The organism is Allomuricauda sp. XS_ASV26 (genome assembly GCF_041224615.1).
Taxonomy (GTDB): Bacteria; Bacteroidota; Bacteroidia; order Flavobacteriales; family Flavobacteriaceae; genus Flagellimonas; species Flagellimonas alginolytica.
In genome coordinates, this window is sequence record NZ_JBGFGK010000031.1 from 140,282 (window position 1) to 165,334 (window position 25,053).

At 41.5% G+C, this 25,053-nt stretch carries 20 protein-coding genes and 1 tRNA gene; 9 read left to right on the top strand and 12 right to left on the bottom strand.

What is annotated here, in order from left to right:
* Positions 1 to 102: 102 nt before the first annotated feature.
* The 4 genes from fahA to hppD form a co-directional block, all read right to left on the bottom strand.
* Positions 103 to 1,323, bottom strand: coding sequence for a fumarylacetoacetase (gene fahA / locus AB9K32_RS08140; protein ID WP_369884891.1), 1,221 nt, complete (start codon positions 1,321 to 1,323; stop codon positions 103 to 105).
* Between the two features lie 150 nt (positions 1,324 to 1,473).
* On the bottom strand, positions 1,474 to 1,911 hold the full coding sequence (locus AB9K32_RS08145; protein WP_252078927.1) for a hypothetical protein: 438 nt from the start codon (positions 1,909 to 1,911) through the stop codon (positions 1,474 to 1,476).
* Between the two features lie 64 nt (positions 1,912 to 1,975).
* Complete coding sequence (locus AB9K32_RS08150) at positions 1,976 to 3,133, bottom strand: homogentisate 1,2-dioxygenase (RefSeq protein ID WP_369884892.1); 1,158 nt, start codon at positions 3,131 to 3,133, stop codon at positions 1,976 to 1,978.
* 83 nt (positions 3,134 to 3,216) lie between these two features.
* Positions 3,217 to 4,350 carry a 4-hydroxyphenylpyruvate dioxygenase gene (hppD, locus tag AB9K32_RS08155; protein WP_224835505.1) on the bottom strand — a complete coding sequence of 378 codons (1,134 nt, stop codon included), beginning with the start codon at positions 4,348 to 4,350 and terminating at the stop codon, positions 3,217 to 3,219.
* Positions 4,351 to 4,525: 175 nt separating this feature from the next.
* On the opposite strand from hppD, the gene AB9K32_RS08160 reads away from it, so the two are divergent.
* A complete protein-coding gene (locus tag AB9K32_RS08160) occupies positions 4,526 to 4,981 on the top strand; it encodes a MarR family winged helix-turn-helix transcriptional regulator (RefSeq protein WP_369884893.1) in 456 nt (151 codons plus the stop codon).
* Here AB9K32_RS08160 and AB9K32_RS08165 read toward each other — a convergent pair.
* Positions 4,969 to 5,706 (bottom strand): sulfite exporter TauE/SafE family protein, encoded by a 738-nt coding sequence (locus AB9K32_RS08165; protein ID WP_224835503.1) that lies wholly within the window; start codon positions 5,704 to 5,706, stop codon positions 4,969 to 4,971. The two genes, AB9K32_RS08160 and AB9K32_RS08165, sit on opposite strands and share 13 nt — an antisense overlap.
* 177 nt (positions 5,707 to 5,883) lie before the next feature.
* Between AB9K32_RS08165 and AB9K32_RS08170 the strand changes: the two genes are divergently transcribed.
* On the top strand, positions 5,884 to 6,447 hold the full coding sequence (locus AB9K32_RS08170; RefSeq protein ID WP_369884894.1) for a hypothetical protein: 564 nt from the start codon (positions 5,884 to 5,886) through the stop codon (positions 6,445 to 6,447).
* A gap of 82 nt (positions 6,448 to 6,529) precedes the next feature.
* Here AB9K32_RS08170 and AB9K32_RS08175 read toward each other — a convergent pair whose 3' ends face one another.
* The 5 genes from AB9K32_RS08175 to AB9K32_RS08195 form a co-directional block, all read right to left on the bottom strand.
* Entirely contained in the window at positions 6,530 to 6,799 is a 270-nt protein-coding gene (locus AB9K32_RS08175; RefSeq protein ID WP_369884895.1) for a thioredoxin family protein, read from the bottom strand.
* 69 nt (positions 6,800 to 6,868) lie between these two features.
* Positions 6,869 to 8,047, bottom strand: a complete 1,179-nt coding sequence (locus AB9K32_RS08180) for a nitrate/nitrite transporter (RefSeq protein ID WP_369884896.1) — start codon at positions 8,045 to 8,047, stop codon at positions 6,869 to 6,871.
* A gap of 123 nt (positions 8,048 to 8,170) precedes the next feature.
* Positions 8,171 to 11,005 carry a DNA polymerase I gene (polA, locus tag AB9K32_RS08185; RefSeq protein WP_369884897.1) on the bottom strand — a complete coding sequence of 945 codons (2,835 nt, stop codon included), beginning with the start codon at positions 11,003 to 11,005 and terminating at the stop codon, positions 8,171 to 8,173.
* Positions 11,006 to 11,161: 156 nt separating this feature from the next.
* Positions 11,162 to 11,674 (bottom strand): hypothetical protein, encoded by a 513-nt coding sequence (locus tag AB9K32_RS08190; RefSeq protein WP_369884898.1) that lies wholly within the window; start codon positions 11,672 to 11,674, stop codon positions 11,162 to 11,164.
* A gap of 43 nt (positions 11,675 to 11,717) precedes the next feature.
* A complete protein-coding gene (locus AB9K32_RS08195) occupies positions 11,718 to 12,716 on the bottom strand; it encodes an isoaspartyl peptidase/L-asparaginase family protein (RefSeq protein ID WP_369884899.1) in 999 nt (332 codons plus the stop codon).
* Positions 12,717 to 12,756: 40 nt separating this feature from the next.
* Between AB9K32_RS08195 and AB9K32_RS08200 the strand changes: the two genes are divergently transcribed.
* The 3 genes from AB9K32_RS08200 to AB9K32_RS08210 all read left to right on the top strand — a co-directional run bounded on the left by AB9K32_RS08200 (position 12,757) and on the right by AB9K32_RS08210 (position 15,144).
* Complete coding sequence (locus AB9K32_RS08200; RefSeq protein ID WP_369884900.1) at positions 12,757 to 13,476, top strand: copper homeostasis protein CutC; 720 nt, start codon at positions 12,757 to 12,759, stop codon at positions 13,474 to 13,476.
* Positions 13,477 to 13,530: 54 nt separating this feature from the next.
* Positions 13,531 to 14,763, top strand: a complete 1,233-nt coding sequence (locus tag AB9K32_RS08205; RefSeq protein ID WP_369884901.1) for a metallophosphoesterase — start codon at positions 13,531 to 13,533, stop codon at positions 14,761 to 14,763.
* 84 nt (positions 14,764 to 14,847) lie between these two features.
* A complete protein-coding gene (locus AB9K32_RS08210; RefSeq protein WP_224835494.1) occupies positions 14,848 to 15,144 on the top strand; it encodes a co-chaperone YbbN in 297 nt (98 codons plus the stop codon).
* Positions 15,145 to 15,187: 43 nt separating this feature from the next.
* Here AB9K32_RS08210 and AB9K32_RS08215 read toward each other — a convergent pair whose 3' ends face one another.
* The gene (locus tag AB9K32_RS08215) at positions 15,188 to 18,514 is read right to left on the bottom strand and encodes a DUF2723 domain-containing protein (RefSeq protein ID WP_369884902.1); all 3,327 of its coding nucleotides are present in this window, start codon (positions 18,512 to 18,514) and stop codon (positions 15,188 to 15,190) included.
* Between the two features lie 189 nt (positions 18,515 to 18,703).
* On the opposite strand from AB9K32_RS08215, the gene AB9K32_RS08220 reads away from it, so the two are divergent.
* A tRNA-Gln gene (locus AB9K32_RS08220) sits at positions 18,704 to 18,775 on the top strand.
* A gap of 389 nt (positions 18,776 to 19,164) precedes the next feature.
* Here the strand turns inward: AB9K32_RS08220 and AB9K32_RS08225 are convergent.
* Positions 19,165 to 19,872, bottom strand: a complete 708-nt coding sequence (locus AB9K32_RS08225; RefSeq protein ID WP_369884903.1) for a ribonuclease activity regulator RraA — start codon at positions 19,870 to 19,872, stop codon at positions 19,165 to 19,167.
* A 116-nt stretch (positions 19,873 to 19,988) separates the two neighbouring features.
* Here AB9K32_RS08225 and AB9K32_RS08230 point away from each other — a divergent pair, with 116 nt between their 5' ends.
* Genes AB9K32_RS08230 through AB9K32_RS08240 form a run of 3 tightly spaced genes read left to right on the top strand, consistent with a single transcriptional unit; the run spans position 19,989 to position 24,931 of the window.
* On the top strand, positions 19,989 to 22,328 hold the full coding sequence (locus tag AB9K32_RS08230; RefSeq protein WP_369884904.1) for a polysaccharide lyase 6 family protein: 2,340 nt from the start codon (positions 19,989 to 19,991) through the stop codon (positions 22,326 to 22,328).
* A 25-nt stretch (positions 22,329 to 22,353) separates the two neighbouring features.
* On the top strand, positions 22,354 to 24,567 hold the full coding sequence (locus AB9K32_RS08235; protein WP_369884905.1) for an alginate lyase family protein: 2,214 nt from the start codon (positions 22,354 to 22,356) through the stop codon (positions 24,565 to 24,567).
* 13 nt (positions 24,568 to 24,580) lie between these two features.
* A complete protein-coding gene (locus tag AB9K32_RS08240) occupies positions 24,581 to 24,931 on the top strand; it encodes a cupin domain-containing protein (RefSeq protein WP_369884906.1) in 351 nt (116 codons plus the stop codon).
* Positions 24,932 to 25,053: the final 122 nt, after the last annotated feature.

Consider the following 25,053-nt stretch of genomic DNA (forward strand, 5'->3'; position numbering starts at 1 on the left):
TAATTTCCGTGAAAACGGGAATCTTAATTCATTTTATATCAAGGTGACTGAGCGAGGTCGAAGTCACCGTTCAGTAGCTTCGACTCAGTTCAGCTACCAAAGTTATTTCGCAGGGAGCACTTTAGTGGTCACTTCACCAAACCCTACCCTTATATCGTCTTTTTTGGCGTAACCTTTCAATGTTACAGTGTCACCATCTTCGATAAACTTTCGTTCGCTTCCATCATTTAGTTTGATGGGTTTTGTACCTCCCCACGACAATTCCAGCATAGAACCAAAACTGTTTTCTTCCATACCGGAGATGGTACCCGAAGCCATTATATCCCCAATGTTGATGTTGCATCCATTTACCGTATGATGTGCGAGTTGTTGCAGCATATTCCAGTACATATGTTTAAAGTTACTAAAGCAAACGGTGGTTTTTTCACCTTTTTCCGGTGTGATGATAACCTCTAGATTGATGTCATAATTCTTGTTGCCCTCAAATTGCAAATATGGCAATACTTCGGGTTCCTGTTTGGGCCCTGCCAGTTTGAAGGGTTCCAAAGCTTCCAAGGGAACTACCCAAGGCGATATGGATGAGGCAAAATTCTTGGCTAAAAAGGGCCCCAACGGTACATATTCCCACTTTTGAATATCGCGCGCCGACCAATCATTAAATAAGACAAGGCCAAAAATATAATCCTCGGCCTCTTTTGTGGAAATAGATTCGCCCATCGATGTTTCCTTACCGCATATAAAGCCCATTTCCAGTTCAAAATCCAAGCGTTTTGTTGGGCCAAAAACGGGTGTCTCCGTGCCTTTGGGCATGGTTTGGCCTTTAGGTCTATGAATGGGTACCCCACTTACAACAATGGAGCTTGCCCTGCCATGGTAACCCACTGGAATATGTTTCCAATTGGGCAAAAGGGCATTTTCTGGGTCACGGAACATTTTGCCCACATTGGTGGCGTGCTCCATGCTTGAATAAAAGTCGGTATAATCGCCTATAGAAACCGGCATATGCATTTGGGCTTCGGATTGCTTTACAAAGAGTTCAGGTTTTCCGGCCAAAACGGATTCGTCATCTTTTAGCCAATATTGGATTTTTTTGCGCACACGGGTAGTGATTTCCTTTCCAAGGGAAATAAAATCATTCAAAGTGTCTTTTTCCAATAGGGCTGTATTAAAGTCGAACACATCCAGTTCGGCAACAGCGGCCAAGTCCAAGATATGCGCTCCAATGGCCACACCAATACGTGGACTTCGGTCTTGGGTGGAAAAAATCCCAAAAGGAATATTGTGAATCGAAAAATCTGAGTTTTCGGGTATATCTATGATCATATTTTTTAGATATGAGTAGTTAGAATTTAGATTCTTGGTTTAGATTGATTTTTATGTTTCTATTATCTAGTATCGGTCTCGTATAACCGTCGGTTACGGGTTAATATGCGGTAATTGCGGTTATACATTGTTGCCAGTAGTACTTTATTCTTATTGCTGAAACTCTCCAAATTTGCTATTCTTTTCAGTCCATAAAAAGTATTCTCCAAACAAAGTTCCAGATAAAAATTCAGTCGTTATGTTCTCTACTTGGTGTCCGTTTATTGTTAACCCTAAACTTTTACTGTCATTTAAGTTTTCTTCAATTTCTCTCAAGAAATTAAACGCAGTCGAATCCAAAATATTCAGGACAAGTCGGTTTAGGATTTCTATTTGTCTTTCATTCAATCCGTTAAAAAATTCAAATCGTTCGTCTTCTAATTTTTGAAATTCAGGTGCTAAATTCGGATTTCTAGGTAGTTCAGAGTATTCTTTTTCAGACATAGATTTTCCAAAGTCTCTATTTTTTTCATAGTATTCAAAGTTTTCATCGCGTAATTTCTTTACGATTATTTCTCCGAGTTCTTTATAGTCTTTTGAAAAATCCATTCGTTAAATATTAGTTTTGATTTGTGTTCTGCGTATTACTGGCAACTAATGTCTAACTACTAAATTATTCCAACCAAGATTTATAATATTTGCCATCATCAATTTTGAGGGCGTTTTTGGTTACTTGCAAGGGTTTAAAGGTGTCTATCATCACTGCCAGTTCCTCGGTACCTTTTTTGCCGATACTGGCTTCGTAGGTTCCTGGGTGTGGGCCGTGGGGAATGCCTGCGGGATGCAGGGAAATATACCCTGGTCCGATGCCCGTTCTACTCATAAAATCTCCGTCCACGTAATAGAGCACTTCGTCGGAATCTATATTAGAGTGGTTGTAAGGTGCCGGAATGGATTTAGGATGGTAATCGTACAACCTGGGACAGAACGAACAAACCACAAAAGCACTGGTCTCAAAAGTTTGGTGCACCGGTGGCGGTTGATGCACACGTCCCGTAATCGGCTCAAAATTATGGATCGAAAAGCCATAGGGGAAATTATATCCGTCCCAACCCACTACATCAAAAGGGTGTGTGGCGTACACTAGCTGGTGCAACATCCCCTGTTTTTTGATTTTCATCAAAAACTCTCCCTTTTCATCAAAAGTTTGAAGGTCTTGCGGCAATTTGTAATCGCGTTCGCAAAAGGGTGAATGCTCCAATAATTGCCCGAACCAATTGCGATATCGTTTTGGGGTGTATATGGGATGGAAGGATTCTGCATATAAAATGCGGTTATCTTCTGTGTCAAACTCGATTTGATAGATCATTCCTCGTGGGATGATCAGGTAGTCCCCATATTCAAAGGAAATATTTCCTAAAAAAGTCTTTAATGTTCCGGACCCTTTGTGGATAAAGAGCATTTCGTCGGCGTCGGCATTTTTATAGAAGTAGTCCGTTAGCGATTTTCGCGGAGCGGCCAAACCTACATGTACGTCATTGTTTACCAAAAGTGGTTCCCGTGCCTCAAGAAAATCATCTTTAGGAGCAACATCAAAACCGATGAACTTTCTACTGGTGATGTTCTTTTCAACCGCAATTTTTGGGTTTACGTCCAGTGCTTTACCAATTTCTTTTACTTGGGTGGGACGATGAACATGATAGGATAGCGAAGACATGCCATCAAAACCAATAGTGCCAAAAAGCTGCTCGTAATACAGGCTGCCATCCGGTTTTTCGAATTGGGTATGCCGCTTTTGGGGAACTTTCCCGAGTTTGTGATAAATAGGCATTTTAAAACAGTTATTTTATTTTAAAGTTATGGGGTTATAGGCCTGAAAAACAATAGCCCATAACCCATATCCCTTAAATTTGATTAATGCAATGTGCCTCTAAGCTCTTGCTCGCGTTCAATAGCTTCGAACAATGCTTTAAAGTTACCTTTTCCGAACGATTGAGCACCTTTTCTTTGGATAATTTCGAAGAACATGGTCGGTCTGGGTTCCACAGGTTTTGTAAAGATCTGCAATAAATATCCTTCATCATCACGGTCTACCAAAATACCTAATTCCTTTAATGGGGCGATATCCTCATCGATCTCACCGACCCGATCGGTAACCGCATCGTAGTAGGTGGCGGGTACCCTTAAAAATTCTACGCCTCGGCTTTTTAGGTCGCGAACGGTGTTAATAATATCGTCCGTGGCCACAGCAATGTGCTGAACACCTTCGTCTTCATAAAAATCCAAGTATTCCTCGACCTGCGATTTTTTCTGCCCCTCTGCGGGTTCGTTGATCGGGAATTTAATTCTTCCATTTCCATTGCTCATCACCTTGCTCATCAAAGCGGTATATTCCGTGGATATGTCCTTGTCATCGAAGGATAGGATGTTTTTAAAGCCCAGTACATCCTCATAAAATTTAACCCAGTGGTTCATTTTGTTCCACCCAACGTTGCCAACCATGTGGTCCACAAATTTTAACCCTGTAGGTTTTGGGTTATAGTCCGGGGTTTCCCATTTTTTGAAACCTGGAAGGAATGTTCCATTGTAATCCTTGCGTTCCACAAAAATGTGAACGGTTTCACCGTAGGTGTAGATTCCGGAGCGAACCACTTTTCCGTCTTTGTCCTCTTCGGTTCGTGGTTCCATGTAGGAAGTGGCACCTCTTTCCATGGCATTGTTGTAAGCTATGGTCGCATCTTCTACCCAAAGGGCAACCACTTTTACCCCATCGCCGTGCTTGTCGATATGTTTACCGATCTCCGTGCCACTTTTTAGGGGCGAAGTAAGTACCAGTCGGATCTTATCTTGTACCACTACATAACTTTCACGGTCTTTCAAACCGGTTTCCAAACCTGCTTGGGCATAGGATTGAAATCCGAATGCTGTTTTGTAGTAATGGGCGGCTTGCTTGGAATTCCCTACATATAGTTCAATATAATCTGTGCCGTTAATGGGCATAAAATCTTCGGAAGTGTTGTTTTCTAGTGGAAGTGTGGATGTTTCCATGTTCGATATGTTTTTTATTGTTCAGTTTTATTTTGTTGCATTAACAACAAAAATAATCATTTTGACATACGAAAACGATTTTGTAGACCGAAATTTGAGTTAAAATTATAGTTGTTGTTATCGATTTCAGGTAAAGAAATTTCGAATCCTTATTTTTACGACCATTCTTGGAATTTTGCTGAACCGTATAGATGAAATACATGGAATGGGGTTCCATTTGGATTTGGTGCTCCGAAAAATTCAAAAGGCCTATCTGCGTACTTTTGATGCGCTTGGTGTGAATATAACCATTGAGCAGTGGGTAATTTTGTATCAAATCCATGAATTGGGCGAAGAGGCAAGTCAACGCGATATTGTCAACGAAAATTTCCGAAACCGTGCTACTACATCACGGGTGATTGGAGGATTGGAGAAAAAAGGTTGGATTTCCAAGGCCCGCTTTGAAGGTGATCAAAAACGTTTTAAGTTGGAACTGACCGAAAATGGACAAAAAATATTGGACCTGACCCTGCCGAGTGCAATTCAATTGCGAAAATTGGCACTTAAGGACTTAGACCCTGCCGAGTTTGAGATCTTTTTAAAAGTTTTGGACAGTATTGGGGAGAATTATGAGGAACATCAGAACCAATGATCAATGGCCAAGGTGCTTATTGTGGCCAAACCGATCATCAGAATAAAAATCAAACTAAGTTTACGGAATTTATCTTGTGGTATGTACTTCAGAACTTTTTTTCCCAAATAGGTGCCCACCAACCCAATGGCGAACAAAAAAGGTAAATAGGTCAATTCCAATTTTCCAATATACCCGTTGCTGTAGTATACAAAGGTCCGAGAGAAATCAATCAAAAAATCGATGAACGCAGAGGTAGCAATAAAGGCACTTTTTTCCAAATTGAAGGCCGCCATGGTCAATCCGCGGATGGCCCCACCTGTACCCAAAAGCCCTGCAGAAAATCCTGAAAGCGCTCCTCCAATAAGGGAGTTCTTTTTGTTGGGCAGGATAATGATTTCACTTTTGATAAGGAAAAGAAGGCTAAAGACAACCAAAAATATGCCCAGAACTATTTCTAGGGCATCGCTATTCACAACTTTTGATAAAAACCCACCGATAATAACAAAAACAACGGATGGAGCGCCAATATAGAGCAATAGTTTTTTGTCCAACCCTTTTTTGAACAAGAAAATTTTACTGATGTTGCTCGATAAATGGAAAATGGCGGTCATGCCCAGGACCGAATAAAAATCAAAATAAAAATTGCCCAACGGAACAAAAAACACCGAGGAGCCAAAACCGCCAATGGTACCTATAATTTCGGCAACGAGTGCGAGCAGAAGAAAAATATAGTTGACCTTCATTTGTCCGAAAGATAGTATTGAATCGATTGATAATCATTTTGTTGTTCCATATTAACAAAAATTTTCATAAAATACAGAATTAGGGGTAACACAGCATATAAAGAGGATAATTTATTGGACGTAGGATCAATTAAACCATCGCAACTTTGTACCTGTATAATTGTATGTACAACAGCTATGAAAACACAGAATTTTTATCCTACTATATGGTCGATACCACTCTATACTCCCGGGTTAATGGAGGCTGATTTTGGTGTTAATGGGCAGATTGCCGATCTAATTTTAAGCAATGAGGCCGCCACAGCACTCAAGGTGTCGGAGATAACCTTGAATATTACCAGGTTCTCGGCAATCGATGAACAGGGAAACGAACATTTTATAATGGATTTTCCCGGACAAAACCCCGTGGACCTAAAAGGTATGGCTTCCGGGAATTTTATACGGTCCAAAAGCGTAGTTTCCTTGCCCGAGGGCAAGTACATTGCCCTACGTTTTTATATGGCAGGGTGGGGCAACCGGTTTGTATACGAGGATGGTATGGCCGAATCGGCCAATACGTTCGAACGTTTGGATTTTGAGATCGAGAATGGATTGACCATTGAAAAAAACAAAGCGCCAGAAGTTAAACTGTGGTTCAACTTTGCTCCCTACCAGTGGAAGCGACACTTTAAACCGCTATCGGATTTGTTTATTGGGAGTAAAAGCCAAAAGCCACGGTTGGCCAATGGTGTTTGTAATTGATGAATTGCTATGTTAATGATAGTAAAAGGCACCATATGGTGCCTTTTTTAATTTTTGAAGTTTTAATTTTAGGGTGTGGGTGTTATTTCCCACCAAGGCGTTTTAGTTTGTCCAACACCTCATATACTGCAAAACTTCGGGCAAAGCGGGCCATTTCCCTGCCGTCTACTTTAATGATAACAACGGGCAGGGTAAATACCATGGACTGTCCTGTAAACTCAACTTCTTCCTCCACATCAACTACACGAATATTCACATTTGGAAAGTTTCCCTGTACAGCTTCCAACAGTTTTGGTTTTAGCGCCTTGCAGACACCGCAGGTTTTTCCGGTAAAAAATAGAAGTTCTATCATTGCACATTACATTGGTCGGGAATGAAAATCCAGATAATTGGAATGAAAATTACTTAATTTAAAATATAGTTAGAGTATCGCTTTGTTTTTTGATGACAAGGCAATCAATCCCAAAATTGGACCTGCGGCCAACATCATATAAACCATATTGGAACTTGTCCAGATTCGCATTTCATTGAGTAGCAGAATGCTGGCGATGGTAATGGCAAAACCGATGCTGTTTACTATAGTCAATGCCGTTCCCTTTATTTCTGGTAATGCACTTTGTGCCACCAAGGTGGAAAATAGGGGAGAGTCTGCAATCACCACCATGCCCCAAAAAAGAAGAAAAGCAACAAAAACCACTTCGGAACCCTGTACAAAAAGCAAGGGAGAGATCAAGCAACAAATACAGGAAAGCAGCAGGGCCATAAATGCCACCTTTTTAGTTCCGAATACTTGTGCTAAATAGCCGCCCAATACACATGCCAAACCACCGATAGCAATAATTAAAAACGACAATAAGGGGATATTGAAGGTAGCGTTCGGGTGAACCATCGTATAGGTTTGCAACATAATTGGAACAAAGGCCCAAAAGGTATAAAGTTCCCAACAGTGACCAAAATATCCGAAGGCTGCCGAGCGGAAGCTTCGGTTTTGAAACACTTTTAGAAATGCGGACAGGTTGATTTTTTGACCCGGTTTTCGGAATGGGCCATTGGGAACTAAAATTACCATTAAAGTGCCCCCCAAAACGGCCAGGATTGAGGTGGCCACCAACACCGTTTTCCACGATAATGTATGGGTCATCTCTTTTAATAAATGTGGAAACCCTGTGCCGACCACAAGAGCCCCGACCAGAAAACCCAAAGATTTACCCAGTCCTTTTTCGTAATAATCTGCAGCTATCTTCATGCCTACGGGGTAGATACCCGCAAGAAAGAATCCCGTAAAAAAACGAAAGGATAGGATGCTCGCCAGTCCGTTTTCGTCCCAAATGATGCCCAAATTGAACAAAGCTCCCAAAACGGCGCAGCTAAAAAATACTTTGGATGGCGAAAACCGATCGGCAATCGATAAAATGGCAAACACCAAAGTTCCGGCTATGAATCCAAATTGTACTGTTGAGGTCAAATGCCCTACCGCGCTTTCACTTAACCCAAAGGTGGATACCAAATCGCCCATTACCCCATTGCCCGCAAACCAAAGCGAGGTGCAGCAAAATTGCGATAGCACGATAATGGGAAGGATGCGGTTGGAGGGGTTCATTTTAGTTTAATCTGAAAGCAAGTCTTGTAGAAAGTTTTTGTCTTAAATATTGAATAAGACTTACAACCCAAAAGCATAAATTTTTTTAATTCTCCATTCCATATTTAAGGAAAAGACTATGCTCTAATGCGCCTCTAACCAATTCTCGCCAATACCCACTTCCACATCTAGCGGCACGGAGAGTTTATAGGCGTTTTCCATTTCGGTTTTAATGAGTGCTTTCATTTCCTCTAACTCAGGTTTGTAACAATCGAACACCAATTCATCATGCACCTGTAACAACATCTTGGTTTTGTATTTTCCTTCGGAAAGCTTTTTATGGATGTTGATCATTGCAATCTTAATAATATCCGCTGCACTTCCTTGGATGGGAGCGTTCACGGCGTTACGTTCCGCTGCCCCGCGTACCACTTGGTTACCTGCATTAATATCCTTTAAATAGCGACGTCGTCCCAATACGGTTTGCACATACCCATGCTCACGCGCAAAATCAATCTGCTCGCTGATGTAATTGCGCAATTTGGGATAGGTCTTGTAATAGGTGTCGATCAGTTCTTTGGCCTCGGTACGGCTCAAATCGGTTTGGTTGCTCAATCCGAAGGCGGAAACCCCGTAAATAATCCCAAAGTTCACCGTTTTTGCATTGCTACGCTGTTCGCGGGTCACTTCATCAATGGGCACATTGAATACCTTGGATGCCGTGGATGCGTGGATGTCCTCCCCATTTATAAAGGCAGAGATCATGGTGTCCTCCTCGCTCAATGCTGCAATAATGCGCAATTCTATTTGGGAGTAATCCGCTGCCAACAAAACATAGTTTTCATCCTTAGGGACAAAAGCTTTTCGTACTTGTCGTCCGCGTTCGGTGCGAATGGGGATGTTTTGCAAGTTCGGATTGTTACTGCTCAAACGGCCCGTTGCGGCCACCGTTTGCATATAATCGGTATGCACCCGACCCGTTTTTTGCTGGACTTCGTTGGGCAGCGCATCCACATAGGTGCTTTTTAGTTTTGCCAATCCGCGGTAGTCCAGGACATTTTGGATGATTTCATGGTCCTTGGCCAAATAAGAAAGTACATCTTCCGAAGTGGAAAACTGACCTGTTTTGGTCTTTTTTGGTTTGTCCACCAACTTTAACTTACCAAAAAGAATTTCTCCCAACTGTTTTGGGGAGGCAATATTGAATTCTTCGCCGGCTTCTTTATAAATTTTCTGTTCCAGTGTTTTGATGTCCTTGTCCAATTGCTCCGAAAGGCCGTTCAAATAATCTTTATCCAGATTGATACCTTCCAGTTCCATATCTGCCAATACGCGGAGCAAAGGAATCTCTATCTCATCGAACAATTTATCGGTATGTGCTTCTTTGAGCTCTGGAGTAAATTTTAATCCCAACTGAAAGGTGATGTCGGCATCTTCCACGGCATATTCCGTTTGCTTTTCCAAAGGAACATCGCGCATACTGAGTTGGTTCTTGCCTTTTTTGCCAATAAGTTCGGTTATGGAAATAGGTGTGTAGTTGAGGTAAGTTTCTGCCAGTACGTCCATATTATGGCGCATATCGGGGTTGATAAGGTAGTGGGCCAACATGGTATCGAACAACTTGCCCTTGACCTCCACGCCATAGTTTTGCATTACCTTGATATCGTACTTGAGATTTTGCCCCACCTTTTCTATGTTTTCCGATTCAAAAAACGGACGTAGTTTTTCGATCATAGGTCGGGCATCGTTCTCATTATCCGGAAAGGGAACATAAAAACCCTTGCCTGGGGACCAGCTAAAAGCTATGCCCACCAATTCAGCTTCCAAAGGATTAAGGGAAGTGGTCTCTGTATCGAAACAGACGGAAGGTTGCTTCATTAGCATTTCCAAAAATAGGTCCAAGCCCAATCCGCTTTGTACATTTTGATAAAAGTGAGATACATCGCCGATGTTTTTTCTACTGTTTACATCCTTTAGGGTCGCCGCGGCTTCCGAGGGATCGCCGCCAAAGAGCGTAAACTGTCCACTACCGGCAACATTGGCCTCTTGCTTGGCTGTTTTAGTGCTGGTTGCCGGGGAGCTGGCTTCTGCTTCTTCCGTAAATAGTTTGATGAATTGGTCCTTAAGCCTGCGGAATTCAAGTTCTTCGAATATTTCTTGCACCTTTTCGGCATCTGGAGGGCACATTTCATAATCCTCGGCATGGAACTGCACGTCACAGTCGACCTTGATCTCTGCCAATTTTCGGGATAAACGTCCCAGTTCGGCATTTTCCTCCACTTTTTCTTTCATTTTGCCCTTGAGCTGGTCGGTGTTGGCCAATAGACCTTCCATGGAATCGAATTGTTCCAAGAATTTTTTGGCCGTTTTGTCGCCCACACCAGGTAATCCCGGGATATTGTCACTGGCATCGCCCATCATGCCCAAATAATCGATTACTTGCTCGGGACGCTTGACCCCGAAGCGTTTTTGTACCTCTGGGATTCCCCAAATTTCGATACCGTTGCCCATCCGGGCCGGACGGTACATAAAAATATTTTCGCTCACCAATTGCCCAAAATCCTTGTCGGGCGTAACCATAAATACTTTGTAATTTTCTTTTTCGGCCTGCTTGGCCAAAGTGCCGATAAGGTCATCTGCCTCGTAGCCCTCCAATTCTACCACGGGAATCTTCATGGCTTCCAGAATTTGTTGGATATAGGGCACGGCGATTCGGATGGCATCGGGTGTTTCATCCCGGTTGGCTTTGTAGTCTTCGAACAATTCGGTACGTTCCACGCTACCTCCCTTATCGAAGGCCACGGCCAAATGGTCGGGCTGTTCCCGTTTGATTACATCAAAAAGAGAATTTACAAACCCCATGATCGCTGAGGTATCCATTCCCTTGGAGTTGATTCGTGGGTTTTTTATTAGGGCGTAATAGCCTCGAAAAATAAGTGCGTAGGCGTCTAAAAGAAACAGTCGTTTTTGCTCGGACATTTTATTCAGTTAACAATGATCAATAAACAATTAGTGATACCCAAAAATTTGGTGGGGGATTAAAAGTACGAATTGCGTTTTAAAAGATGTTGGATTTGTGAGGATTTGCTCGTAGAACCAAGATTCAAGAGTAAAGAACAAAGAGTCAAGATGTAATTATAATGTTTCTTTAATATGTTTTCTGTATTTGGGACCAAATATTTTTTCATTTAAATAATGGTCTGGTGGAGTTACCGAAATTTTGATTTTAGGATTTTTTGTTTTCAGCCATGAATAAAATTCAACAAATTCATCATTCATAGTAATTGCTTGAAACTTTTTGGACTTTATACCATTCATTGTTTTGAAATATATCCTGTTCATGTCGGGGGATTTTTGAACAGATATGTACTTAATTTCAACTAAATCAGGATATTTCAATCTAGTTTTTTGCTTTTTTAAATGATAGTCTATTATTATTTCGGCCTCTTCAAAAAAAATGCTAAACACAATATTCCTTAGGTATAAACCAATTAAAGCCAAAATAAACAATGTGATGCATATGGTAATTGTCTTTAAAAATATTGAAGCGGTTGCAGAGAATAAGGTATATCCAATCAAGCTTAATATGATTGAGGCAAAAATTGCTTCAAAAATAAAATAGCTGGATGACGAATGGTATTTGGTCATTATTTATCTTATTCTTAAATCTAAAAGCGAAGCGTTCTAGTATCTATTTGTAGAAACTGGTCACCTCTCGATTCTCGTGCCCGTTTTCGGAATACTCCCGATACGTAAAGCCAGGATGCACACAATATCCGCCCGTTTCGCCATTTTTGTTGATGGCCAAAAATCCGATTTGGAAATCTTTGCGGCCTTCGTTTTTCTTCATAATGCGTTTTACGCCTTCCTCACATGCTTCTTGCGGACTTTTTCCCTGTCGCATCAACTCCACGATCAAAAAACTGCCCACGGTGCGAATGACTTCCTCGCCAACCCCAGTGGCCGTGGCGCCACCGACTTCGTTGTCAATAAACAACCCTGCCCCAATAATTGGGGAGTCCCCAACGCGCCCCGCTACCTTGTAGGCCATTCCGCTTGTGGTGCATGCCCCGGCCATGTCGCCTTTTTCATCTATTGCCAACATACCGATGGTGTCGTGGTTCTCTATATTGATCGTTGTCTCGTACTCCGATTTTTTTAGCCACTCTTCATATTGTTTTTTGGTACTTTCGGTAAGTAGGTCCTCTTTTTTGAAGCCCTGTTCGTAAGCAAATTTCTCTGCGCCTTTTCCTGCCAATATAATGTGTGGGGTTTCTTCCATTACCTTACGTGCCACCGAAATGGGATGCACAATATTTTCCATACAAACAACAGAGCCGCAATTGCCATCCTTGTCCATAATACAGGCATCCAGGGTGACGTTTCCGTCCCTGTCCGGCCTACCGCCTTTGCCCACGGTCTCGTTGGTTTCATCCGCTTCCTCGACCCTAACGCCCTGCTCTACGGCGTCTAGAGCATTTCCGCCCGATTTTAGTACTTCCCAAGCTTTATTTGTAGCATTCATAAAATTCCAGGTACATACCACAATGGGTTTGGTTGGGTTAGACGTGGTTGGTTCGGATATGGCTGTTTCCAGTTTAGTATCGGTTTTACACGCCATCAAAGTGGAGGTGGAAAGCAGTCCTGCCGCCGAAAGGCTGGAATTTTTAAGAAATTTGCGTCGTTCCATAGGTTGGTATGTTTATTTTTAGGGTTCATAAATATACAATATGCTGGTAGAAGTCTGTGCCAATTCCTTAGCGTCTGCAAGACATGCCGAAATAGCGGGAGCAGATAGGGTCGAACTTTGTTCGGAACTTGGGGTTGGAGGCGTAACCCCATCGATTGGTCTTATACAATTGGTTAAAGGTGAGCTAAATATTCCCGTTCATGTTTTGATTCGTCCAAGAGGAGGGCATTTCACGTATTTCGACGCTGAATTTGAAGTAATGAAAGCCGATATTTTGGCATGCAAGGAATTAGGTGTTGATGGTGTTGTTGCTGGGGTTTTGAGGGATGATTTTTCTATTGATGTTAAAAGAACCAAAGCACTGGTGGAATTGTCCCAAGGAATACATTTTACCTTTCACCGTGCTTTTGATTGGGTGGCAAAACCTTTGGAAGCCATAAAGCAACTTGAGGATATTGGCGTCCAGACTATTTTAACGTCCGGAGGCAAGCCCTCATCCGAAGAAGGGATATTAAACCTAAAGGTTTGGCAACAGCGTTCCAAAATAACTATAATGGCTGGGGGAGGGGTGTCGCCCAGCAATGCATCAAAATTTAAAGAAATAGGTCTCAGCGCTATTCATTGTTCGGGAACAAGCTTTGAAAACCCTTTAGATTTGGAAGGGAAAATCAGTATGAATTCCAGTAAGCATTTGGTGGAGGATAAAGTGGCGGTTTCGAATTTAGATATCCTCAATTCAATAGTTCGAGCCGTTAAATAAATTTAAAATACACTGTTTAATAGGAGATTAGCGCTAATTTTGTAAAAAAATTGTATGTCCCGATTTATCATTTTGGCAATCCTATATGTGGTACTCGCCGTGTATGGTTTTCAAGCCTTTAAAACATTGTTCAAGAGTCCTTTGTTGCACTGGACCTATATTATATTGTTTTTAGGAGCCTTGGTTTTTTTGACCGTAAAAGTGGTTACCCACGATCCAGGTGATGGTTTTAAAGGCACGGCCGCTATAGCGGGAAGTATATTTGCCGCCTTCTTTTTGTTGGCCTTGGTATTGGGTTTCTTTCTACTTTTGGAAGATATCGTACGTTTATTGGGTTTTGGCTACAATAAAATGGTAGGCCTATCCAGTTCTGCCGACGAGTTTTATCCTTCCCGTAGAAAATTTGTGAGCGGCATTGCCTTGGGCTTGGCGGCCTTGCCTTTTGGGGCTCTTTTGTACGGTATGTACCGCGGTAAATATAATTATCAGGTATTAAAATACGAGTTGGAGTTTGAAGACCTTCCCGACGCTTTTCATAATTATCAGATCACGCAGATTTCGGATGTGCACAGCGGTAGTTTTGATGATTATAAAAAGGTGGAATACGGAATTGATCTCGTAAACGAACAAAAGAGCGATGTTATTTTTTTTACGGGTGATATTGTAAACAACCGTTCAAGTGAACTGGAGCCTTGGAAAGAGGTTTTTTCCCGATTGAAAGCTAATGATGGTGTATTTTCGGTTTTGGGAAATCACGATTATGGTGATTATGCCGTTTGGGATACCGAGGAAGAAAAGGAACAGAACCTCGAAGATCTAAAGACGATGCAAAGGGAAATGGGATTTGATCTATTACTGAATTCCAATCGCATTTTAGAAAAGCAAGGAGATAAAATTGCACTTGTCGGGGTGGAAAACTGGGGACGTGGCGGATTTAAAAAAGCCGGCGATCTGCAAAAGGCCAAGGCGGGTGTTGCCAAGGAAGATTTTAAAATACTTTTGAGCCATGACCCGTCCCATTGGGAAGATGTGGTACTACAGGACGATTATCATTTTCACTTGACCCTCAGTGGACATACCCACGGCATGCAGTTTGGAGTGGAAATACCAGGTTGGATAAAATGGAGCCCGGTAAAATGGAGGTATAAATACTGGGCGGGTATATACAAAGAATTGGGCCAGTTTATCAATGTGAACAGAGGGTTTGGTTTTATTGGTTATCCAGGCCGTTTTGGTATCTGGCCGGAGATATCCGTTATCACCTTAAAGAAAAAGGGGTTGGCCTAATTTTATTCGCCATGGTGCCAAAGAAATGTTTAACTGTTAAACATTAACATTTTTTCTTACTTTTGACTGTAAACCTTAGAATACATGTCCAAATTCGGAGAACTTATAGATTTACAAGTACCTGTATTATTAGATTTTTATGCAGAATGGAACGAGCAGTCCACTTCTATGCATCCTGTGTTGAGCGATGTGGCCGCTGCCCTAGGTGATAAAGGCAAAGTAATAAAGATTGACGTGGATAAAAATAAAGAGCTCTCACAGGCACTGCGTATTAAAGGGTTGCCAACGTTAATGATCTACAAAAAGGGTGAAATGGTCTGGCGCCAAAGTGGTGAGCAGGACGCCAATACCCTCATTGGTATTTTAAACGAATATATTTAAATAAAAAAGCGAGGTTTTTACCTCGCTTTTTTTTGCTGTTACCTTATTTTATCGTGGAGTCGGGCACCCTTTCTATGGTGTCCAACGGAATGGAATCTTCCATATCGGGGTCCAAGGTTATTGGTTCGTCCAAAACATCTTCTTCCTCATCAACAAATTGGGAGAACATATCGATGTACTCATTAAAGATAATGGTTTCCGACTCGGCCAGTTCTTTATCTCCATTTTCTATTAAGATGTCAATATTTCTGCGGTAGGCCTGCATATCGGTAAGGATGTCGTCAATTTTATCATATTGTTCGTCCAGAGGAATATTGGCATAATATTCCAAATGTTCTTGATATATTTTTTTGAGTTTTCCGAACAGCTCCCGGGCTTTTTCCGTTTCGCCAACTTTATAATATCCGTCCACAAAAGGTTCAACAAAGGCGTAAAAATAGAAGTGTTCCACCGGAATATTTTCCATGGCGATATTGATCACATCCTTGGCTTTATCAATTTTGTTTTCTGCAATAAGGGTTTCCATTAAACGGGCCAAATTACTACGGAAAGATAATCCTTGTGAACGAGTCTGTGGGTCGTGGTAAATATCGTCGCTACCAGAATTGCCCCAATCCCAATCCTTTACGATGTCGTACATCAACTCGGAGTCGATACGTCCCATTTCAAAGGAATTACGGTTCGGGGTTTTTATGGGCACCAGTTTGTACACCAGACCATCCAATTGCAAGTAATCCTTCATCCAAATATATTCGGCGCTGTCAAAACTGCCTCCCGAGAAGTAGATGGGTCGTTTCCAATCGTTGTTGGCAATTAAGTCCAACATCAAAATTCTGTTTTTTGGAAGTGCACCAGTTGGAAGGTCAATGTCGATGTAATCCACGATCAAGGCGGAATCCTTTTCTTTTACCAGACCACTTTCGAGAACGTTTTGTTTGTTGACCGGTATCCTGATTTTATTGGTAGGGTAGTATACAATATCCAAAGTGCTTTCCGAATACTGGCTCAAATCGGCCCCTTGGTTGGTTAAAATATGTCGGAACTTGGTCTGGGGCTTATCGCTACCGATCCAATTCATAAAATCCTTGATATTCCAACGATTTTCGGTTATGCCTTGATAATACACCGCATCCCTTGTGCCATAACTGTACTTGTCGTGGGTTAATTGAGATGGTATAGGGTCGCTTTCATAGGCCTTTCGTTTCATTTGGTCAATGTACCAATCGGTGGCAAAAAGGCTGGTGTTTACAATGCGGACGTCGGTCCTGTAATTTTCGATTTCCTGAGCATACCAAAGCGGAAAGGTGTCGTTATCGCCAATAGTGAACAATATGGCCCCTGCATCTTCTTGACAGGAATCGAGGTAAGCTTTTGCTGTTGATGGCGCAGTATATCGGTTAGACCTATCGTGATCGTCCCAATTTTGGTAGCCCATTAACAAAGGCACGGCCAAAAGGCACAATGTGGCAATGGCAGGTGCAGCGATTTTGGCGGAAATCAGCTTTTTAAATTCATCGAAGAGGCCGTATACGCCAATACCGATCCATATACAGAAAACATAGAACGATCCAACGAGCGAATAATCGCGTTCTCGAGGTTGGAAAATGTATGGGTTGGTATAGAATTGAATGGCCAGTCCTGTGAACAAAAAGAAAATAAACAGCGCCCAAAATTGCTTTGGGTTTTTGGAAATTTGGAATACAATGCCCAAAATACCCAGCAGTAGTGGCAGAAAGAAATAGGTGTTACGGCCTTTGTTGTTTTTCCAATCGCTGGGCAGGTTTTCTTGGCTTCCCAACCTAATATTGTCTATAAAATTGATGCCGCTCAGCCAGTTGCCATTTTCATCGTATCTACCTTGAATGTCGTTTTGCTTGCCAACAAAGTTCCACATAAAGTACCGCATGTACATGTAGCTGAACTGGAAATCAAAAAGATATTTTAAGTTTTGGCCCAGGGTCGGGGGCTCAACTTCGATGTATTCCCCAAATTCCCTTAAAAACCGAATGTACTGTTCTGTATCCAATTCTCCTTGGGAGTATGCGGTCTTAAATTGGTTCACCGCTTCCCTAAGATCGTTGTTGGAAATGTATTCGGATTTTATGCGGAAATCCAGTGCGCCAAAATAGCGCATATAGTTTTCGGCATGCTGGTCGCTCCACATTCGGGGCAAAATACCTACATGTTTCTCATTGGGTCCGGGAATAGCACCTTTGTAATGGTTAACAATTACATATTTGCCCAACTTGAGGTCTTTTTCGTATTTGGGGCTATCGTCCCGATCTTCTCCAGATGGGGCAAAAGTATCGGAATAGTACGCTCCATATACGGGACTGTCCACACCGGGATATTGTTCCCTGTTATAATAGGCCAAAAGGGCACGCGCGTCCGAAGGGTTGTTTTCGTTTACTACGGTTTTTGCATTTGCTCTAATAGGAAGCATCAACCAAGAAGAAAAGCCGAGGATTAGGAACATTAGGCAGAGGACAACAATATTGGCATTGTAGTAATTATGTTTTCGGGTATATTTCAAACCAAAATAGAAGGCGGCAACAAACAATAGTCCCATGATTATGGATCCGGAGTTGAACGGAAGCCCAATTTCGTTGATAAAGAAAACCTCACTCCAGCCAAATAGTTTTAAAACATAGGTGAGCGAGAATTTATAGACCAATATAAGTATGGCCACTACGATGATATTGGCCAATAAAAAATTCTTTATTGTTGTGGTCTTGTATTTTTTGAAATAGTACAAGAGCCCAATGGAGGGAATGGCCAAGAATCCCATAAACTGTATCCCGAAGGTTAGGCCGATCACAAAGCAGATGAGCATTAACCAACGATGTCCTCGTGGATCGTCTAAATTATCTGTCCATTTTAGGCCCAACCAAAGCAAAAGTGCCATTATTAAACTGGCCATGGAGTATACTTCGGTCTCCACTGCATTGAACCAAAAACTGTCCGAGAAAGTAAAAGCAAGTGCCCCTACAAGTCCACTTCCCAAAATAGCGATAGCTTTGCTATTGTTTATTGTCTCTTCTTTGGAAATGAGTTTTCCGACCAAATTGGTAATGGTCCAAAATGTGAACAATACGGCAAATGCACTGGATACTATGGAAACTGCATTGACCATGAGCGCTATCTTGGTAACGTCTCCAAAGGCGAACATGGCAAAAAAAGCACCTATCATTTGGAGCAGCGGAGCTCCAGGCGGGTGTCCTACCTGCAACTTTGCGGAAGTGGAAATATACTCCCCTGCGTCCCAAAAACTTCCAGTGGGTTCAACGGTAAGGGCATAAACTATAAACGCGATGGCGAAAGAAACCCATCCGAGGATGGTGTCCCATTTTTTAAAGTCTTTTGCAAACATAGAGTTGGTTGTTAACCGAATTGTGGCGAATTTAGTAAAACTATAATAGAAGATTAGCCATTTTTGGAAAACCTTTAACACCCATGCATTGGAAAATTAGCAGGGATTCTTTTAAAAATATTTGTTGAAACCAAAGTTTGTTTTAAATTTGCACGCTCAAAAGCTGAATCAAGTTTAGCTTTTTGGTACTGGCCTATGGTGTAATTGGTAACACAGCTGATTTTGGTTCAGTCGTTCAAGGTTCGAGTCCTTGTAGGCCAACGGAAAGCCCCGCGGATGTAAATTTGCGGGGCTTTTGTTTTGTTAGGTGCTTAGGAACTGAATTTTTTCCTTGTTAGAATATAGTGCTAGAGACTGGATGAACACTTTGGTGTGTTTTACGCTGGACAAACAAAAACATGCAACTTTTCTATTTATAGTCCAATACATATATAATTAGGTAATTAGAATTTGGTTAAATCTACCTCCTGCTTTAATGTCGCGAGGGTTCCGGGAAGGCCTCAGTTTTCAATCCTCGCCATAGTGAGTCCTTAAAAATTTGGGTCGTGACCTGATACTTGCGAAATGCGTATCAAACGGAGTTTATATGGGGAGATCAAAGAATGTTTTTAAGATGCTCATTTCTTTTGTTTATCAGACATATGGTTGTTTTACTTTTTCCATTCCTCAAATTCTTTACGTAAATCATTTGATGTCAACGGGTACAAACCAATTATTGGCGTTCCTTGGTTTACTTTTTCAAGTACAAATTTTTCAAATAGCTCCATTTTCTGGCATTCGCTTACAACGTCATCGACCAAGTGTTGTGGAATAACCATAACACCATCGTTATCCCCTACAATATAATCGCCGGGGAAAACCGCTACATCTCCGCACCCGATAGGTTCGTTGATGGCAATGGCTTGGTGCAAGGTTAGGTTGGTAGGAGCACTAGCCCTTTGGTGGTAGGCCGGCATAGGTAGATTAGAAATTTCTTCGGAATCCCGGAACCCCCCATCCGTTACAACCCCCGCGGCACCTTTTTTCATAAGTCGGGTGGCCAATATGGCTCCAGCGGATGCAGCTCTGGGGTCTTTTCTACTATCGATTACCAATACATGGTTCTCTGGGCATTCTTCAACCGCTACGCGTTGTAAATGTTTTGGGTCTTTAAATACTTCAATGGGGTTTAGATCTTCTCTCGCAGGTATATATCTTAATGTATATGCTCTTCCCACCATGTTCGATTTCAATTTTTTTAAAGGAGTTACATTTTGTATGTATTGATTGCGCAATCCCTTTTTAAAAAGACAGGTGGCAATACTGGCCGTACTAATCTTCTTTAATTGCTGTATAATCAATTCTGATTGTGTTTTCATAATTTCAAATATTTAGGTGCTAGGTAATACAGTTTCCATATTTTATTGCCAAAATTTTTGCGTACCTCGTAAATATACATATATTTGGTAAACCAAATTGGTAAACCAATTATATCATGCACCTAAACAAACTATCCATTTTATTATTATCCGCAATCGTTGTAGTGGGTTGTGGGCCAAAATCGACAAATAAGCAAAACTTGGTCAAGACCGTTGATGAATTCAACAACGTTGTTTCCAATCTTGAGCCTGGAGATGTAGTGACCCTGGCGAATGGCGTGTGGCAAGATGCCGAGCTATTGTTCGAAGGAGTCGGTACTGCCGAAAAACCTATTAAACTGACGGTTGAAGAAAAAGGTAAGGTAACCTTGGAAGGACAGTCCAATCTGCGAATGGCCGGCGAACATTTAATTGTGGAAGGTCTTGTTTTTAAAAATGGGTTTACCCCCACCACTGAGGTTATTTCATTCAAAAAAGATAAAAATACCTTGGCCAACAATAGTAGGTTAACGGAGTGTGTAATAGATAATTTTAATAATCCAGAACGGCACGAGCCCGATACTTGGGTGGCCATTTATGGTAAAAATAACCGAGTGGATCATAATCATTTGGTAGGTAAACGCAATCGTGGAGTAACCATGATCGTACGTTTAAATTCCGAGGCCAGTCAAGAGAACCATAACCAAATAGATCATAATTATTTTGGTCCCAGACAAAACCTTGGTTCTAATGGTGGGGAGACCTTGAGAATTGGAACAAGTCATTATTCAAGAACAAATTCCAATACCGTAGTGGAATCCAACTACTTTGATCGGTGCAATGGCGAGCATGAGATTATTTCCAATAAGTCGGGGATGAATACTTATAAAGGCAATGTATTCTTCGAATGTACTGGAACTTTGACCATGAGGCATGGGGAGAATACCCTTGTGGATGGCAATATCTTTATTGGAAACAACAAGCCCAGCACAGGCGGTATACGAGTGATCAACGGTAAGCAGACCGTTATCAATAATTATGGGGTAGGTTTAACGGGATATCGTTTTCGTGGCGCTTTTGTGATCATGAACGGTATTTATAACTCTCCTATCAACAGATACGATCAAGCTAAAGATGCCATTGTTCGCAACAACACCTTTATCAATAGCGATCATATCCAACTTTGTGCCGGTGCAGATGCAGAACGAAATGCACCCCCTGTGGATTCTTTTATGGAGAAAAATATTTTCTACAATGAAAACCGTGACAATCTTTTTACGGTTTACGATGATATTAGCGGAATTACCTTCAACAACAATCTTGTGAGCAAAAATGTAATTCTGATCAACGAGGATGGATTTTTTAAACAAGACCTGGACTTGGCCGAGAACCAATCTGGGTTGTTGGTGCCGGTGAACGCGCCAGAAGGAGTAGGTGCCGATATTCCGGAAAAGATATTGTCCAAAAATGAAACTGGTGTTTCTTGGTATCCCAAAGATGATACCGATGTAGCCTTATCTTCGGGTAGTACTATTGAGGTGCCTGCCGCCCTTAACGCTCTTTTTGATGCCGTCAAAGGGGCCAATGCAGGTGATATTTTGGTTTTGGAAGGAGGAGCGTCCTATCCGAACACCAAAACCATAGAAGTGGACAAGCCCATAAGCATTACCTCCAAAGGGTCGGAGAAGGCCAAGGTGTTCTTTGAGAAAAAGTCATTGTTTCAAATAAACAATGGAGGTAGTCTAGCATTGTCCAATTTAGTGTTCGATGGGGAAGATGCTCCTGACAGAACAGGCAATTCTGTTATTACAACGAGCAAATATTCCATGAACAAAAATTACAAACTTTTCATAGACGATTGCGATTTTGTAAACCTGGACGTTAACCATTCTTACGATGCCATCCGTGTGTACAAAAATACGTTCGCCGATACCATAAGTATCAAAAATTCCAGGTTCAAGACCATTACCGGCAATGTGATCGCCCTGGATAAGGAGACTGATGATATCGGAATATATAATGCGGAATACGTTATCCTTAAAAACAATAGCTTCTCTGATATTGGTGGAGCGGCATTGAGATTACATAGGGGAGGAAAGGATGAGAGTACCTTTGGGCCGTTCTTGGAAATGGAACATAACGTTTTGGACAACGTAGGATTCGATGATCGTAATAAATACGATGCTGCTGTGTCGCTCTACGGAGTTCAGGTCATAGATGTCCAGAACAATATCTTTGATAAGACCAAGGGTGTCAATATGCACTTGGTGGTCGGTGAGCCTATTGTAAATGTACTCAACAATAACTTTTACCAATCCGATAAGCTTACGGTTACCGGTAATCAAAAATATCGTGCAGAGAATCTGTGGGAAATGGCCCCGATGTTTGTAAAAGACGGATATGAATTGCAACCAGGTTCCCCATTAAAAGGAAAAGGAACCGATGGAAAGGATGTTGGATTATTGTTCGGTCAGTAGGATGAAGCTCGTAAAACACTTAACGATGTTCTTGGTTGTTGCAACGTATTCTGTTGGTTCGATGGCCCAGGACCACCCAAAACTCATTTTGACCCAAGAAGGTGTAAAAGAAATAAGGGCCAAAATGGGCAATCTGCCCATTTTGGATAAGACACTTGCCACCATAAAGGAGGAAGTTGACACAGCAATAGAACAAGGTATTGATGTGCCCGTGCCCAAAGATTATTCTGGCGGTTATACCCACGAGACCCATAAACGCAATTATAGACTCATGCAAAAAGCGGGTATTTTGTATCAACTTTTGGATGACTATACATATGCCGTATATGTGCACGAAATGCTCAAGGCCTATGCAGACCTCTATCCCAACTTGCCCATACACCCTAAAGAGCGCTCATATGCCAGGGGCAAATTGTTCTGGCAATGTTTGAACGATTCCAATTGGTTGGTATATGCAAGCCAAGCATACGATTGTATTTATGATTATTTGAGCAAGAAAGAACGTAAGCATCTGGAAAAGAATTTGTTCAGACCCTTTGCGGATTTTATATCGATAAAAAACCCACAATTTTTTAATAGGATCCATAATCATAGCACCTGGGGCAATGTAGCTGTGGGAATGATCGCCTTGGTCATGGAGGACGATGCATTGTTGGAACGGGCCTTATATGGAATTAAAGATGTTGAGCTAAACACAGGAACCAAGGACAACGACGGTGGATTCATTATTGAAGAGGGGAAAGAAGCTGGGTTTTATGCCAATTTGGACGAACCTTTTTCTCCAGATGGCTATTATACCGAAGGACCTTACTATCAAAGGTATGCCATGTATCCATTCCTGATTTTTGCCCAAGCTTTGCAAAATGTAAAACCAGAATTAAAAGTTTTTGAGTACAACAACAATGTACTGGTTAAAAGTGTATATGCGTTGTTGGATCTATCGGACATGGACGGGGATTTTTTTCCAATTAACGATGGACAAAAAGGAATGTCCTACTACAACACCTCATTGGTCAATGCGGTGGATGTAGCCTATTATTATGGAAATAAAGACCCGAAACTATTGGATATAGCACAAAAACAGGGAACAGTTGTTCTCAACGATGCTGGATTGTCCGTGGCAAAGGGACTCAAGAATAATCAACAATTGCCCTATGTTAAAAAAAGTATTGATTTGCGTGATGGTCCAAATGGTGAAGAAGGTGGAATCTCAGTGTTGAGAAAAGATAAGTTGGAACTTGTTTTTAAATACACCGCACAGGGATTGAGTCATGGACATTATGATAAATTGTCCTATTCTTTTTATGAGAATGGAGACGAAGTTGTACAAGACTATGGACTTGCCCGTTTTGTGAACATAGAGCAAAAAGGTGGAGGCAATTATTTAAAGGAAAATAAAACTTGGGCCAAACAGACTGTGGCCCATAATACACTGGTACAGGATCAAACCTCCCATTTTGGCGCAAAATATGAGGTTGGAAGCAAAAATCACTCAGAACATTATTTGTTCAATATAGAAGACCCTAAAATTCAGGTGGTAAGTGGTATCGAGAAAAACGCGTATCCCGGCACCAAAATGCACCGTACCATGGCCATAATACAAGATACGGGTTGGCAAAAACCTATAGTGTTGGATGTATTGCAGGTGGAATCGGATAGGGCCCATCAATATGATTTGCCTTTTTATTACTTGGGCCAGTTAATGACCTTGAACGTTCCATATAAGGCCGAGGATACGTTGCGACCTTTGGGAGGGGATTTCGGCTATCAACATATCTATAAGGAAGGCAGCGCCCAGTTGACCGACGATAATCTTAAATTTTCTTGGATGGCCAACAACAAATTTTACACCTTGACATCTCTTGCCACGGCAAAGGATAGTTTGATTATGGGTAGGGTAGGGGCTAGTGATCCAGAATTCAATTTACGGAGGGACCCTGTTCTAATCCATAGAAAGAACGATCGATCAAATACCATGTATGCATCCGTATTGGAGTCGCACGGAACCTATAGTCCGGTCACGGAATTGGCGGTAAATGCCACGTCAAATATTAAAAAGTTGTATAAACTATATGAACAGGATGGCTATTGGGCCGTTGGCATTGAAACTGTGGATGGACGTACTACTGTCTTTGTGTTTTCAACATTGAACAATACATCAGATAAATATCATAGTATCAATATAGAAGGTCGAGAATTAAAATGGAAAGGACCTTTTACTCTAATCAATTTAAATTAAAACAAGAAGTAAGATGAAATCATTTGGATCAAGTAAGGAATTCATTTTTGGGGATGAAATGGAATGGGAAACCGTAGGTGAGCGGGTGAAAAGAAAAATAATGGCTTACGATGACAAAATTATGCTCGTAAATGTACAGTTTGACGAGGGGGGGGTCGGGCCCATGCACGACCATTATCATTCACAGACTACTTATGTGGTAAGTGGTGAATTTGAACTTACTATAGGCAAAGAGACTAAATTAATGAAGGCTGGAGACGCCTTTTATATTCCGCCCCATGTGAGTCACGGAGCTATTTGTAAAAAAGCAGGTGTTCTTATTGATGTATTTAGTCCAATCAGGGAAGACTTTATGGAGAAATAGTCAAAAATTGGCAGCATAAAATAAGGTAAAGACATTTTTGAACCCCTTAAAATAGGATATCAACAAAAACTTTAACGCTTTTTTCCTACAATAACTTTCATTTAACATTTTTATCACATATA